At 41.4% G+C, this 15349-nt stretch carries 15 protein-coding genes; 11 read left to right on the forward strand and 4 right to left on the reverse strand.

From position 1 onward, the window contains the following. Positions 1 to 21 precede the first annotated feature (21 nt). Positions 22 to 597: a DNA-3-methyladenine glycosylase I gene (locus tag RE474_RS06360; RefSeq protein WP_309312127.1), complete on the reverse strand. Its 576-nt coding sequence runs from the start codon at positions 595 to 597 to the stop codon at positions 22 to 24. Positions 598 to 648: 51 nt separating this feature from the next. On the opposite strand from RE474_RS06360, the gene RE474_RS06365 reads away from it, so the two are divergent. From RE474_RS06365 to RE474_RS06375, 3 genes are read left to right on the forward strand one after another with little or no spacing between them, the layout of a single operon-like run. Then, the gene (locus tag RE474_RS06365) at positions 649 to 1305 is read left to right on the forward strand and encodes a class I SAM-dependent methyltransferase (protein WP_309312128.1); all 657 of its coding nucleotides are present in this window, start codon (positions 649 to 651) and stop codon (positions 1303 to 1305) included. A 34-nt stretch (positions 1306 to 1339) separates the two neighbouring features. Next, positions 1340 to 2074, forward strand: coding sequence for a SagB/ThcOx family dehydrogenase (locus RE474_RS06370; RefSeq protein ID WP_309312129.1), 735 nt, complete (start codon positions 1340 to 1342; stop codon positions 2072 to 2074). Then, entirely contained in the window at positions 2071 to 2391 is a 321-nt protein-coding gene (locus RE474_RS06375) for a helix-hairpin-helix domain-containing protein (RefSeq protein ID WP_309312130.1), read from the forward strand. Before RE474_RS06370 ends, RE474_RS06375 begins: the two co-directional genes overlap by 4 nt. A 39-nt stretch (positions 2392 to 2430) precedes the next feature. Here the strand turns inward: RE474_RS06375 and RE474_RS06380 are convergent, their stop codons facing one another. Beyond that, complete coding sequence (locus RE474_RS06380) at positions 2431 to 3351, reverse strand: ribose 1,5-bisphosphate isomerase (RefSeq protein ID WP_309312214.1); 921 nt, start codon at positions 3349 to 3351, stop codon at positions 2431 to 2433. A 79-nt stretch (positions 3352 to 3430) separates the two neighbouring features. On the opposite strand from RE474_RS06380, the gene RE474_RS06385 reads away from it, so the two are divergent. Continuing rightward, on the forward strand, positions 3431 to 4456 hold the full coding sequence (locus tag RE474_RS06385; protein ID WP_309312131.1) for a Fic family protein: 1026 nt from the start codon (positions 3431 to 3433) through the stop codon (positions 4454 to 4456). Positions 4457 to 4506: 50 nt separating this feature from the next. Here the strand turns inward: RE474_RS06385 and RE474_RS06390 are convergent, their stop codons facing one another. Together RE474_RS06390 and mntA are read right to left on the reverse strand one after the other, a co-directional pair. Further along, positions 4507 to 4920 (reverse strand): HI0074 family nucleotidyltransferase substrate-binding subunit, encoded by a 414-nt coding sequence (locus RE474_RS06390; RefSeq protein WP_309312132.1) that lies wholly within the window; start codon positions 4918 to 4920, stop codon positions 4507 to 4509. After that, the gene (gene mntA / locus RE474_RS06395) at positions 4881 to 5219 is read right to left on the reverse strand and encodes a type VII toxin-antitoxin system MntA family adenylyltransferase antitoxin (protein ID WP_309312133.1); all 339 of its coding nucleotides are present in this window, start codon (positions 5217 to 5219) and stop codon (positions 4881 to 4883) included. The genes RE474_RS06390 and mntA overlap by 40 nt, the downstream gene beginning before the upstream one ends. A 141-nt stretch (positions 5220 to 5360) precedes the next feature. Between mntA and RE474_RS06400 the strand changes: the two genes are divergently transcribed. The 7 genes from RE474_RS06400 to RE474_RS06435 all read left to right on the forward strand — a co-directional run bounded on the left by RE474_RS06400 (position 5361) and on the right by RE474_RS06435 (position 15344). Then, the gene (locus tag RE474_RS06400; protein WP_309312134.1) at positions 5361 to 5792 is read left to right on the forward strand and encodes a DUF61 family protein; all 432 of its coding nucleotides are present in this window, start codon (positions 5361 to 5363) and stop codon (positions 5790 to 5792) included. A gap of 84 nt (positions 5793 to 5876) precedes the next feature. Further along, positions 5877 to 7244, forward strand: coding sequence for an NAD-dependent succinate-semialdehyde dehydrogenase (locus RE474_RS06405; RefSeq protein WP_309312135.1), 1368 nt, complete (start codon positions 5877 to 5879; stop codon positions 7242 to 7244). A gap of 363 nt (positions 7245 to 7607) precedes the next feature. Then, entirely contained in the window at positions 7608 to 8975 is a 1368-nt protein-coding gene (locus tag RE474_RS06410) for an NAD-dependent succinate-semialdehyde dehydrogenase (protein ID WP_309312136.1), read from the forward strand. Positions 8976 to 8977: 2 nt separating this feature from the next. After that, a complete protein-coding gene (locus tag RE474_RS06415; RefSeq protein WP_309312137.1) occupies positions 8978 to 10615 on the forward strand; it encodes an acetolactate synthase large subunit in 1638 nt (545 codons plus the stop codon). A gap of 57 nt (positions 10616 to 10672) precedes the next feature. Next, a complete protein-coding gene (locus RE474_RS06420; protein WP_309312138.1) occupies positions 10673 to 12022 on the forward strand; it encodes a dihydrolipoyl dehydrogenase family protein in 1350 nt (449 codons plus the stop codon). Positions 12023 to 12112: 90 nt separating this feature from the next. Then, complete coding sequence (locus RE474_RS06425) at positions 12113 to 14083, forward strand: glycoside hydrolase family 15 protein (protein WP_309312139.1); 1971 nt, start codon at positions 12113 to 12115, stop codon at positions 14081 to 14083. A 454-nt stretch (positions 14084 to 14537) separates the two neighbouring features. Then, on the forward strand, positions 14538 to 15344 hold the full coding sequence (locus tag RE474_RS06435) for a class I SAM-dependent methyltransferase (RefSeq protein ID WP_309312140.1): 807 nt from the start codon (positions 14538 to 14540) through the stop codon (positions 15342 to 15344). Positions 15345 to 15349 lie beyond the last annotated feature (5 nt).

Below are 15349 nucleotides of genomic sequence, written 5' to 3' on the forward strand. Positions count from 1 at the left end.
ATGTAAAATGGAGGATAAAGCTCACTGCATTTTCCGACATTCCTCATGCCTGAAACAATCCACAAGATGGTCATTTACCATTCCCACAGCCTGCATGAAAGCATAGATTATCGTGGGACCCACAAAATTGAATCCTCTCTTTTTCATGTCCTTGCTTATCTTTTCAGAAAGCTCAGTTTTTGCAGGAATATCCTGCATGGACTTCAATGAGTTTTGTATTGGTTTCCCTTCAGGCAGGAATGTCTTGAGATAAGCATCAAAAGAGCCGAACTCATTCCTGGTCTCAATGAATGCCTTTGCATTATTGACAGCAGAACGCACTTTCAGTTTGTTCCTGATGATACCCTGATCCTGCAAAAGTTCGGCAACCTTCTTTTCATCATAAGCAGCAACTTTCTCGAAATCAAAATCATCAAAGGCTTTCCTGTAATTCTCCCTTCTTTTCAGGATAGTGTCCCAGCTAAGTCCTGCCTGTGCACCCTCAAGTATCAGAAACTCAAAAAGCTTCCTGTCATCATGTTCAGGAACTCCCCATTCTGTATCATGATACTCAATTTCATGTTCGTTTGTTTCAGCCCACTCACATCTAACTTTCATATATTTCAGAGAGATATCAAAGCTTTTATAGTTTCTTTTAGAGAATCCTGTATGGGAATGGTGGGCATGAAGAAAACCGTTTATGATAAAAGTGCCAAGAACTATGATAGCTGGTACGACAGGAATCCTATTGTCTACGCTTCGGAAATAGAAGCCATTCAAAAACTGATACCACCTGTTTCTGGAAAAAACAGCATAGAGATAGGAGTGGGTACAGGCCGGTTTGCATCGAAACTTGGTATCAACTGCGGAATCGATCCTTCTGTCAGTATGCTGGAAATAGCAGCAAGCAGGCAGATCAGATGCATAAAAGGAGTTTCTGAATCGCTTCCTGTTAAAAGTTCATCCATGGGACTTGCCCTGATAGTTACAAGTTTCTGTTTAATGGAGGCAAACCTGACACTGGAAGAAGTGTATCGTATCCTGACTCCTGAAGGAGACTTTATTATCGCTTTTGTCGAAAAGAACAGTATTCTCGGTGAGAAGTATCGTAAAAAAGCATCAAAAAGCAGGTTCTACAGAAATGTTGTTTTTCGCACTACAGAAGATATTATAGCAATGTTGAAAGAACACGGGTTCGGTGATATAACTGTCATGCAGACACTTTTCAAGCCCCTGAATCTAATTCAGCAGCCGGAAGAGGCAGAGGAAGGATTTAGAAGAGGTTCCTTTGTAGTTCTAAAAGCAAGATGTATAAAGAAGCAATGAACATTTTTTATGTAGATAGCAGGAGGAGAATATCTTGGGGAAAATAGGGAAAGAGTTCATGGAAAAAACACAGTACCGTTATCTGGACAGGTCAGATCAGTCAATGGGATATCCTAACCCTGATCTGGAACTTGGCGCAGAAGAGAAGGACAAAGTAATTGATCTTCCTTTGCCAGCGGACATTAAAGTTGAGAATATTGACCTCAGAAGAGCGATAGAAAAGAGAACAAGTGTCAGAAACTACAGTTCAGAACCGCTTTCACTGGAAGAACTTTCCTACCTGCTCTGGTGTACCCAGGGAGTGAAGGAAGTCGTCAGAACCGCTGCAACTTTCAGGACAGTACCGTCAGCAGGAGCAAGACACGCTCTGGAAACATATATTCTCGCAAACAATGTCAAAGGACTTGAAAGAGGGCTTTACAGATTTCTTCCCATCGAACACAAACTTGTGGAAATAAACACAGAAAAGGACATTGCAACAAAGATCAGACGTGGATGTCTGGATCAGGCTTTTGTAACCACCAGTGCTGCTACTTTCATCTGGACAGCAGTTCCCTACAGAATGACATGGAGATACGGGCAGAGAGGTTACAGGTACCTGCATCTCGATGCCGGTCACGTGTGCCAGAACCTCTATCTAAGTGCGGAATCCGTGAACTGTGGTGTTTGTGCCATTGCAGCATTCCTTGATGAAGAGATGAATCCTGTAATGGGAATCGATGGTGAGAACGAGTTTGTGATCTATGTTGCAACCGTGGGGAAAAAGTGAAAGATGAGGATGCAATGGCTGCAAAAAAGGAGGATAATCCCAATGCTAAAAGTGATGACTATAAAACCGTCACAAAAGAACTTATGATTATTCCAGGTGTTGGAAAAACAATTGCAGACGACCTCTGGTATCTCGATATCCGCAGTGTTTCAGAGCTTAAGGACAGAGACCCGGAAGAACTATACCAGCAATTATGCGATTTTCAGGGTATGCATGTAGACAGGTGCATGCTCTATGTTTTCAGGGAAGCGGTTTATTTTGCATCAAATGATGAGCATGACCCTGAACTTTTAAAATGGTGGAACTGGAAAGACTGAGACTTTCCAGAAATCAGTTCATTAATTCATTTTTACTATTCACACTTCAATTTCAAGACCCAGATAATCCCTGAGAATCGTGAAAGCCATTGCAGGCGGGAAAGCACCGACTTCAGTGATAATGAGATCAATGTACTCTGCCGGGGTTACATCGAATGCAGGATTCCTGACTTTTACATTCGGAAGCTCCTTAAGAATATCAGCATCTATTACCTCATCGCTGGAACGGTCCTCAATTTCAACCATCTCACCAAGGAGAGTGCGAGGGCTGAATTTATAGGTCTCTGCAGCCACGATAAGGTTCCTGCGGGCTTCCTGAGCTGCCAATGCAAGCTGGGAAGTACCGATTTTGTTTATGAGTGCTCCGTTAACGGAAATTGAATCAGCACCAACTACAACAAGATCAACTTCTTTCATTGTCAGCCTCACAGCTGAATCAACGATAAGAGTTGTAGGAATACCATAGTCGTTCAGTTCCCTGATAGTGATGAAACCCTGTCTTCGGGGTCTGGATTCTGTGGCTATGACTGAAATGTCCTTACCCTGATCAAAGGCTGTTTTGATGATTGAGAGTGCTGCATGGGAATTGCAATGTGTCATTATGACATCGCCATCATGGATGCGCTCTGCACCTATCTTTCCTATTTTACCAAGTGCCTGATCTGCATTTGTTATGAATTTCTCTGCGTTCTTTGCAATCTCATCAATCGCGTCATAAACATTGGTTGCACTGTGCCTTTTTGTAAGGGCAACTGCATTTGGAAGAGAGACTGCTGTTGGTCTGGTGTCCACAAGTGTTTTTGCGGCTTCTTCCAGCTTTACATTGAACTCACTTAAAGGAAGTGATTTCAGTGTCATTACATAGTCCCTCAGTGCTGCAGAAGCTGCAACTGCAATTCTTCCGGCACCCCTGATCTCCATCGTCTTTATCTTCTCTGCTGTAGTATTCAGGTCTTCCATAGCATTCATATTTATAAGTCGTAGTCAAAGAATTTATATTTAGCCAGTCAATCAATGGTAAAAAACGGAGACATGAAGCATGTACCAGCCTGATTTCCAGTATAATGACAGAATAGTGCGACTACTAGCACGAATACATGCAGCAAGAGAGATAATTCTCAACACACATGTACCGCCTGCATGGGAAAGAAGGCTACAGATCAACAATCTTTTCAGACTTACATACCATGCCACAAGTCTTGAAGAGAACGGGCTTTCCATCAGGCAGGTTACAAAACTTGTAAACGGGCAGGATATTTTCGGAGATGAGACTGATAAGAAACAGGTGCTGAACTTCCTGGAACTAAATGAATACCTGCAGGAAATGGATTATGATGAAATAACCGAGGATACAATATTCACACTTCACAGAATTGCCATGAAGGATATGGTTCCTGATGAGGAGAGAGGAAAATATCGTACCACCATTGCTGAAGGTTTCATGGAACCAGAAAGAGTCAGATATTGCATCAGGGACCTGCTGGAGTGGGCATACGGTGAGGAATCAGATGACATACTTCCAACACTGAAGGCAGGTATAGTCCTTTTTGAGCTTTATCGGATGCATCCTTTTGAAAAAGGAAACTGCACCATCGCCACTAGTATTTCGTCCTATATGCTTGCACAGAATTTCAGGGAAGCAAAGAAACTATTCACCATTGAGGAATTCTTCAACCAGAGAAAAAGGGACTATTTTGAAAAACTTGAAGGAAGAGGGAATAGTAAACCTGACATCAATGAATGGCTGGAATATTATCTCTATGGACTTGCCCTTAAGGTCTCAAGGGTTGAGAATGCGGTGCTGAATATCAGCCGTGATTACGGAACCATTGGAAAATATATCCAAACCGGACTGAAAGATCGCCAGCTGGAAGCTATCAAATTTGCCCGTGAGATGGGAAAGATCACTAACAAGGAACATCAGAAATTATGTGATCTGAGTGTTTCAACCTCAAAACGTGACCTTCAGGACCTGGTTCAGAAAAAAATCTTCATACAAGTAGGAAGAACCGGAAGAGGGACCTACTATAAACTCAGGTTTGACCATCTTGACGAACTCATATGAGTTTGAAAAATGGGATTAATTGGATTTAAACAAACAAAAAGAGAGTTTAATCACAAGCATTCTGTAACTATGCTTGTATAGATCTTGTTCATAAGAGCATAGTATCCTGAAAGCTCCTTGTATATCTCTTCTGCAACATCCTCGTGATATGTGTGAGTTGTCATGTTCCGGTCATCGGTCATGTAAAGCGCCTGCATGCTCTCATCCTCATTTATGAGATGCATTTTGAAAGCTTCACGGAAGCATGATTTAGGAGAATTGCATATCACTCCTTCCCTTTCCAGGAGATACTCTTTTACAAGTTTCCAGATGGCTTCAAAGGTGTATTCAAAACGCTGGATAGCAGCATCCCTGATTATTACGGAATATGGTTCGTCCATTATTTCCTGAAGAGTCTCAAGGGCTCTTTTTGCAACCTTTGCTTTCATTCCGATTTTACACTGCATTTCCCTTTCTCTTTCCATAATTCTCCCTCTTTAAGCACCTGCTGCCTGAAATCCTCAGAAACTGCGGAAAGGTCTACAAGGTCCACAGTATAGGGAATGTTCATCTCTTCTAATTCTGCTCTCAAAACAGTTATCTTTTTTCTGTCAAAACAACCGGCCGACAGGATTCCAATATCAATATCGGATGTACTATGAGCATTTCCTTTTGCCCTTGAACCGAACAGGAATATACTGACATCCTCATTTTCAAAAGCCTGAAGGACAGCAGCTTTGACTTTTTGTATTGATAAATCGAATACTTCTGATCTTTCAGCCATTTTGATTCCTATAATGATTTTGTATATAAGATAATTATATTCTTTAGAAATTACAGCTTTAAATTATTTACCGACTGCATATGCAAATAAAAATACTCAAAACCGATTTTAACTAAAAGTCACATAGAATTATTGAAGATTATGTCCGGCAGAATTCCAGTTTCTGATGAATCCATCCTGACACTCTGGATGAGAATTGAAGTAGGAAAACTAAACGATGGACTTGTTTCTGAACGTAAGAGCCTTGCCCAGCTATTAACGGAAGAAAGACCTGTATCCAGAACAAAGGCAGGAAACGAACATGTCTTTGATAAAGATATACTGGAAGAACTGGGAAATAAACTGCCAACCGACCTGCAAAGGAACCTAAAGATACCCATTATCTTTTTTTCAGATAACAGGGTTCCTGACAGTTGTTATCTCAATGACCCCATAGCTCTTGAAGCTTTACAGATCTTGGGGGAAATGAGTAAAATGAGAAGGATGCAACAGGGAAAATTATGGATTGGCAGGTCCATAGCTTATACAATTATGAAGAAGTATCTGAGTGTTGTACAGATAGCTATGATGTAAGAAATTAATGGATACTCACTTTTTAATTGAATCAACAATAGCAAATATGTAATATTTCGATCATTATACCATCAGATGATTACCATGACCACGATCTCATCCATTAACCCAACAACAGGAAAAGTTATCAGCGAAGTTGAAATGCATACTGATGAGCAGGTGAGCCAGATGCTTAAAAAATCTGCTGAAACGTTCAGGGAATGGAAAAGAACTGATGTTTCAGAGCGTAATGAGCTTCTGAAGAACTTTGCTGAGATCTTACGGAAAAACAAGGATGAGTATGGGAAACTCATTACTACCGAGATGGGTAAGGTAATGAAGCAGGCTGTTCCAGAGGTTGTAAAATGTGCCACCATGTTTGATTATTTTGCCGATAATGCCGAGAAGATGCTTGAACCTGAGCCTGCGGAAGAAGGAGCATGCGACCAGATGATCCACTACGAACCAATGGGAACTGTGCTTGCGATAAAACCATGGAACTTCCCGTTCTGGCAGGTTCTCAGTGCAGCAGCACATGTGCTGGCCGGTGGAAATGTAATGCTGCTCAAACATTCGAGTTATGTTCCCCTGTGTGCCCTTGAAATCGAGAATATTTTCCTTGATGCCGGATTTCCTGAAGGCGTCTTCCAGACAATGATAGTGGATGGAAAAACTGCATCCTCACTTATTTCACGGGATGAAGTGAAAGCCGTATCATTCACAGGAGGATACGATTCAGGACAGAAGGTTGCTGAACTTGCAGCCCATAACATGAAGAAATTCGTGCTGGAACTTGGTGGAAGTGATCCCTTCATAGTCCTTGATGATGCAAATGTTGAAATGGCAGCGAAGGTTGCTGTTCCAAGCCGTTTCATAAATACCGGACAGACCTGCATCGCTGCCAAACGTTTTATAGTCATGGAAGAGGTTGCTGAAGAGTTCACGGAAAAGTTTGTGGAAAAAACTCTTGATCTGAAGATCGGTGACCCAATGGAACCTGAAACAGACATTGGCCCAATGGTCAGAAATGAGCAGATGCTTGTACTTGAAGAACAGGTCAAGGATGCGATATCAAAAGGTGCAAGCCCTCTTGTCCCCGGTGGAAGAATTGCAGGTGAAGGCTACATGTATTCTCCTACTGTTCTCAGCGGAGTTATAAAAGACATGAAAGTAATGACAGAGGAGACTTTCGGACCTGTGGCACCGATTATTACTGTAAAAACCGAAGAAGAAGCCATCGAACTTGCAAACGATTCCGAATTCGGACTTGGTGCAAGTGTGTGGAGCCAGAAACGTGACAGGGCTATGAGAATTGCATCTGAGCTTGAAACCGGAATGGTAGGAGTGAACTCATTCTGCACACCGCAGGCATGCCTGCCATTTGGCGGAGTTAAGAAAAGCGGCATGGGCAGAGAGCTTTCAAGACATGGATTCCTTGAGTTTATGAATATTAAGTCTGTGAAGCTGATGTAAAGAGACTTTAGTCTCATTTTTTCTTTTATTATAAGTAACCGCACGCACTATATTCAGAAATGTTATTCGGCGTGAGCTCTACAATTTCAATACCACTCATTTCCCTTTCTCCACATAACCCGAAGATGCATAATTAGAACATTGTCTAAAAAAAGAAAAATGAAAGAAACAAAGATTTACTCACAATCATAAGATTGTGCTAATCTTTTAAAGTCCTTGTCTCAATAATATCTATAGACAACATTAGATTCCTTAGATGCGAAAGGCTTGCTAAGCAATTATATATCATGTCAACTATTATATAAAAGAATGAATCTGGCTTGTTAAAGCCTTTATTCCAATAATAAGTGAGAGGAATTCCAATTGGGGAAAATTAAGTCTGTTAATCCTGCAACAGGGGAATTGAACGAAGAATTTGACCTCTATTCTCAGCAGGTTGTGGATCAGAAGATAGGAGAGTCCCGAAAAACATTTGCTCAATGGAAAAACGAACCTCTTTTTGAAAGAACCTTTTCCATCGAATGCGTAGGTGAGGTTCTAAGAGACAGAAAAGAAGAGCTTGCAGAGCTTATAACAAGAGAAATGGGCAAACCTATCAGGGAGTCACTGTCGGAAATTGAAAAGTGCGCATGGACATGTGATTATTTCGCGAAGAACGCTGAAAGCTTTCTTGCATCCGAATTTGTGGAAACTGACGCTGAAATATCCGGGTATATCTATGAACCGGTGGGAGTTATACTCAGTATAATGCCCTGGGATTTTCCATTCTGGCAGGCATTAAGATTTGGTATTCCTGCTGTTGCTGGTGGAAATACTGTGTTGCTGAAACATGCCAGTAATGTTCCCATGTGTGCTCTTGAAATTGAGAACATTTTTATTGAAGCCGGATTTCCAGAAGGAGTTTTCCAGACACTTCTGGTAGATGGCAACACTGCATCATCACTGATTTCAAGGGATGAAATAAACGCTGTTTCTTTTGCAGGAAGTCGTCCCGGTGGAGAAAAGGTAGCTGAAGCCGCAGGAAAAAGCATCAAGAAGTTCATCCTTGAACTTGGTGGCAGCGACCCTCTGATAGTGATGGAAGATGCAGATGTTGATAAAGTAGCCAAAGCAGCGGTTACAGCCAGATTCCAGAACTGCGGACAAAGCTGTATTGCAGCCAAACGTTTACTAGTTGATGAGAAAATTGCCGGAGATTTCACAGAGAAATTCACAAATCATGTAAAAGATCTCAAAATTGGAGATCCTATGGACCTTGCTACGGATATAGGACCTATGGCAGGTGAAATTCAAATAGAGAGCCTGGAAGAGCAGATCAGACAGAGCATGAGATCAGGAGCAAAAATAATTCTTGAAGGTGGCAGGACAGATGAGGATGGATATTTTTACAAACCTGTTATCCTCAGTAATGTAAATGAGACTGCTCCTGTTGTCGTGGAAGAAACGTTCGGACCTGTTGCACCCATAATAACTTTCAATAATGAGGAAGACGCTATTAAAATAGCCAACAATACTGAATTCGGGCTTGGAGCCAGCATCTGGAGCAGGGATAAGCAGAAAGCCATGAAAATGACAAAACACATCGAAGCCGGTGTCATAACTGTCAACAACATTGTATCATCTGATCCAAGGCTTCCTTTCGGAGGAATGAAAAAGAGCGGAATCGGAAGGGAGATGTACCGCCATGGGATGCTGGAATTTATGAACGTGAAATCCATGAAGGTGTATTAAAAATGAAAGCTAGCGATCTTTTTGTGAAATGTCTTGAAAACGAGGGAGTAGAATACATATTCGGAGTGCCGGGAGAGGAAACCATCGACCTTACCGAATCACTCAGAAAATCAAAGATAAAATTCATCCCCACAAGACATGAGCAGAGTGCTGCTTTCATGGCAGACATGTATGGAAGGCTCACCCACAAGCCAGGGGTGTGTCTTGCAACACTGGGACCAGGAGCCACAAATCTTATTACCGGTATTGCAGATGCCCAGCTTGACAGGGCACCCCTTGTAGCGATCACCGGACAGTCTGCCCTTGAAAAAACACACAAGGAATCGCATCAATATATCGACATTGTAACGGCTTTCAAGCAATTCACAACCTGGAATTCAAAAATTACAAGACCTGATTTCATTCCGGAGATCGTTCACAAGGCTTTTGATATTGCAACAGATAGACCCGGAGCCACTCATATCGAGCTTCCAGAGGATGTGGCCAAAGAAGAAACATCAAAAGAACCCATAATAAAGAAGAACTATCCTCATATTAGTCTTCTTGATGAAAGTGAGCTTAAGAAAGCTGCAAAAATGATCAAAGAAAGTTCAATGCCAATAATCCTTGCTGGTAATGGAGTTTTCAGAGAGAATGCAGCCAGTGAACTCAGCAGACTTGTCCAGTTCTCAGGACTTCCCGTTGTTACAACATTCATGGGAAAAGGTGCAATACCTGCCGATGATCCTCACTATCTAGGTTCGATGGGAATCAAGGATCATGACCACATAATGTGTGGTTTTGAAATGGCTGACCTTGTAATATGTGTGGGTTTTGATTATGTCGAGTACACTCCTAAATTCTGGAACCCTGACAAATCAAAGAAGATAATTCACATCCACACAGACCACCCCGAAATTGATGAAACATATATTCCTGATATACTGCTTGTTGGAAGCATCAGGCAGACGCTTTTCAGCATCAGGCAGCAATGTGATTTTGAAAAGGAAATGCATGAAAGATTCCAGAAGGTTCGCGCCAGGATGAAAGCAGAAATTGAGGACTACGCCGAAGACATGTCTTTCCCTATGAAACCACAGAAGATACTCTCAGATGTACGAGAAACCATGGACCGTGGAGATATACTCATCAGCGATGTCGGTGCTCATAAATTGTGGATTGGAAGACTTTTCCCTGCATACGAACCGAATACGGTTTTCATTTCAAACGGACTGGCAACCATGGGATTTGCACTTCCAAGTGCCATTGCAGCAAGTATTATTAAACCTGAAAAAAAGGTTGTTGCTATTGCAGGGGATGGCGGTTTCCTTATGAATCTTCAGGACCTTGAAACTGCTGTAAGGCTTGGCTGCAATTTTGTTGTCGTTATTTTTGACGATTCAAAATATGGACTTATTGAATGGCATGAGAAAAAAGCCTTCAACGAGACCATGGGAATCGAGTTTACTAATCCTGACTTTGTTAAGCTGGCAGAGAGTTTTGGTGCTAAAGGAGTAAGGCTTGAAAGTGCTGAAGAGTTAAAACCAAAGCTTGCAGAGGCTCTTAAGGCAGGCGGTGTCTGGATTCTGGATGTTCCTGTGGACTATTCTGAGAACATAAAGCTTACAGAGAAATTGAAACACAATTTCTGCGAAATATAAGTTAAATTTAACATATGAGATCCACATATTTAAAATGTCGAATATGGGGAGACCTCGATGAAAGAAGAATATGATGCTTTTGTAATCGGTACTGGGGCTGCCGGGGCAACATTTGCATATAAATTAAATGCTGCCGGATGGAAAGTAGGAATCGCCGACAACAGAGAATATGGTGGTACCTGTGCCTTAAGAGGATGTATTCCAAAGAAAGTACTTGCAGGTGTGTCCAATATAGTTGATGAACACAACAGAATGCTTGGTAAGGGTATTAAAGGCGATAAAATTTTCATTGACTGGTCTTCACTTGTAGATTACAAAAGAACTTTTACTGAGGATCAGCCTCTGCAAAGTGAAAAAGGATACACTGACAACGGGATCGATGCATATCACGGAACCGTACGTTTTGAGAATGAATCCACTTTGTCCGTGGGAGAAAAAAAGATCGCTTCCAGATATATAATTATCACAACCGGTTCAAAACCTCGCAGACTTAACATCCCGGGTGAGGAATATCTTGTCACAAGTGGAGAGTTCATGGAACTTGATGAATTGCCAAAAAAGATCATATTTGCCGGTGGTGGATACATTTCCTTTGAGTTCGCTCATATCGCAGCAAGAGCCGGATGTGACGTAACAATTTTACAAAGAGGTAACAGAGTACTAAAGCAATTCGACCATGACCTTGTGAACATGCTCGTCAAAGCTTCTGAGGAAGCAGGCATCCATGTGATCAAAGGGAAAGAACTCAAAAATATAGAAAAGATATCTCATGGTTTTAAGGTGACCACCTGCTGTAAGGACGGTGAAAAAGATGAGATATTCTTTGCGGATATGATCGTCCACGGTCTGGGAAGAGTTCCGGCTATTGAAGAACTACAGCTTGATAAAGGCAATGTGATACTTGATAAAGGGAACATATCCCTTAACGAATATTTCCAGAGTGTTTCCAACCCCAGAGTATATGCAGCAGGCGATTGCATACGTCCGGGTCCTGCTCTCACCCCTGTTGTGAGCTTCCAGGCAGATATTGCTGCTACGAATATACTTGAAGGAAATAAAGAAGTTGCTGATTACACTGTCATACCTTCCACAGTGTTCACGATACCACCTCTGTCAGGCGTAGGTATCACGGAAAGCGATTCATCAAAGGACCACAAGGTACTTTTCTATGACATGAGCCAGTGGTATTCTTCCAGAAGAATTAATTCCGGATATGCTGCCTCCAAAGTAATAATAGATGAGTCCAGTGATCTTATACTGGGAGCACATCTGCTGGCACCAAATTCAGAAGAGGTCATCAATCTTTTTGCAATGGCCATGAGATATGGCCTGACAGCAACTCAATTAAGATCAATGGTATTTTCATATCCAAGCGTAGCATATGATTTAAACTACATGTTAAAATGATCAGCAATTTCCATAACATTGATATCCGAAATTGTTTTCGACAAAATCGGGAGGAAATAACAGTGACAATTGATTTGAAAGGGATTTAACATGACCCGGCATATAGTTCTTGGAAACCAGTCCCTTCTTGTAAACATTGACAAATGGTTACAGGTCAGAGACATATATTTTCCCTATGTAGGACAGGAAAATCACTTATCAGGGCATGCACAGAAGATCGGGGTATATGTTGACGGGAATCTTTCATGGATAAATGATCCCGGATGGGAAAGAAAACTTGCCTACCGCAAAAGCACACTTATATCAGAAAACCATGCCACAAATCCACATATTGGAATTGAGATCGTACTTGAAGAGTGTGTTCATTTTGAACATAACATATTCCTGCGTAAAGTCATTATAAAGAATATGAGGGATTATCAGAGAGAAATACGCCTTTTTTTCAATCAGGATTTTCACCTTTATGGAAACGGTATCGGAGATACAGCAATCTACCAGATGAATCACAATGTAATCGTACATTATAAGAATTCGAGATACTTTCTCATAGGAGCACTGAAATCTGACAGAAGTGAAGATATCACAAGCGATATTGACGATTTTGCCATTGGAAAGGCAGAATACAAGGGTCTACAGGGAACATTTAAAGATGCGGAAGATGGGATCCTTTCCAGAAATCCAGTGGCACAGGGAACTGTTGATTCTACCATAGGTATTCATTTTGAAATACCTGCTGATGCGGAAAAAGCAATGTACTATTATATTATAGCAGGAGAGAATTTCCAGGATATTTATGAACTGAACAGCTTCATCAGGGAAAAAGGACCACAGAATATTCTGGAAGAAACCGTGAAAGACAATCTTTCATGGTTATCCAAAATATCAATAGACATATCCGGTCTGGACCAGAATATCTCTGAACTATACAGACGTTCTCTTCTCATAATAAAAACACAAACCGACAAGAGAGGGGCTATTCTTGCTGCAAACGATTCCGATAACATGCAATTTAATAAGGACACATACAGTTATATGTGGTCCAGGGATGGGGCACTGACTGCTGTTGCAATGATAAAAGCAGGTTATCCTGAATTCACAAAGCCTTTTTTCCTTTTTTGCAGAGATGTGCTCTGGTGGCCAGGTTGTATGCTTCATAAATACAACCCCGACAGGACACTCGGAAGTAGCTGGCATCCCTGGGTAGAATTTGGTAAACCCTCTTTACCAATTCAGGAAGATGAAACAGCACTTGTTATCCACGCCCTATGGCAATACTACGAAGCAACGAAAGATATTGATTTTATAAAGGAGCTCTATGAACCTCTGATAAAAAAGGCAGTCTTTTTTATGAACAGTTACCGCTATCCCAACGAACTGCCTCGTGAAAGCTATGATCTATGGGAGGAAAGAAGGGGTGTTTTCACATTCACTGCTTCCGCTGTCTATGCGGGATTAACGGCAGGAGAGAAATTAGCTGATCTCTTCGAAGACCATGAAACCTGCACTATTTGCAGGGATACATACCTGGGTTTAAGGAGTGGTATAATTGAGGAGCTGTATGATTCTGAAAATAAGATATTCCTTAGAGGTGTCAACTACACGGATGGTGACATCGATAAAAAAACAGCAGACAATACTGCTGACAGCAGTGTCTATGCTGTTTTTGATTTCAATGTCCTGCCCGCAGATGATCCCAGGGTGGAAAGTACAATGACAAAAATGGAGAGAAAACTGTGGGTGGAACAAAAGGGCGGCCTTGCACGGTATGAGAACGATCAGTACCATCGTCAAAGTGATACGATTCCCGGTAATCCGTGGATCATCTGCACTCTATGGCTTGCCAAATGGTACATCGCAAAAGCAAAGGATCCCGAAAGTCTTGCAAAACCACTTGAACTTATCAAATGGGTGGCAAACTGCTCCCTTGAGACGGGAATTATGCCAGAACAGGTACACCCTTTCACAGGGGAACCTTTGTCAGTAGCTCCCCTGACATGGAGTCATGCAGAATTTGTGGATACTTTAAATAAATATATTGAAAAACAAAAATCGTTTGTCTGACCCCATCTTAGCAGATGATTATGCATTGATAGGCATATTGTGAGGTGAAGATTAATGGAAACAAATACACATAATAAAAGAAATAAGTTTGAATGTGAAGTCTGTAAGATGACATTCCCCACTCAGGAAGAATATGAAAAACACATGCGCCAAAATCACAATCAATAAAAGGATAATCTGACATTGGAAAAATCCCACAACCAACAGCATTGCAGTACTCACTGCTTTCATCGGCAGCGGCGGTCTCGGAGAAATAATATTCCAGGGACTTATAGGATACAACACAACTACCCTTCTTGCAGGCGCTATACCTGCTATCATGCTTGCAATAATGATAGATGCATCTTTTACAATGCTTGAGAAAAAAGTTACTCCCGGCTATTCCAGTGAATAAGACTAGGCATTAAGCCAATACTTTTAATCCTTCATTGCGTTAGAGCAAAAAGACAGAAAAATGAGCCTGAAGGACGAGCTTAAGGGAAAGATTTCTGAAAAGGGACTTGAAAAACTGCCCAACCGTTTCGATATTGTAGGGGACATTGCTGTTGTATCCATACCTGATGAGCTGGAAAGCTACAAAGAAGATATAGCCTGTGCTATCACTGGAAGGATGCAGAATATCAAAAATGTGCTGAACAAAGTCTCAAAACTTGAAGGCAACAGGAGAGTTGCAGGTTTTGAGATCATTGCAGGAAACAGCACAGAAACCATCCACAAAGAGTTCGGGTTCTCTTACAAAATTGACCTCAGACAATCTTTTTTCAATGGTAGGCTCTCTTATGAGCGAAAAAGAGTGGCATCCCTGATAAAACCAGAAGAAAATATACTTGTGCCTTTCAGCGGAGTAGGACCTTTTGCTATACCTGCTGCTGCGTCTGCTGCCAGTGTAGTTGCAGTGGAAATGAACCGGGCCGCCTGCAAGTCTTTTATAACAAACCGCAGACTCAATGGACTTGAAGATAAAATACATATTATCAATGCCGATGCCAACAGCATACCAAATCTACTAAAAACTGAGTTTGACAGGGCAATAATACCGACACCCTATGGCATGGATCATTTTCTTGAAACCATTTCTCCACTAGTAAAAAAGGGAGGATTCATTCATTTCTATACCTTCAAACCAAAAGAGAAGATTCCGGAACTCATCAAAAGATATGAAAGTATGGGATTTGAAGTCCTGTTCCATCGAAGATGTGGAAATGTGGCACCCGGAATTAGCAGATGGGTCTTTGACCTAAAAAATGAGATTTTATTTTAAAAAAG

The organism is Methanolobus sediminis, assembly GCF_031312595.1.
Classification (GTDB): Archaea; Halobacteriota; Methanosarcinia; order Methanosarcinales; family Methanosarcinaceae; genus Methanolobus; species Methanolobus sediminis.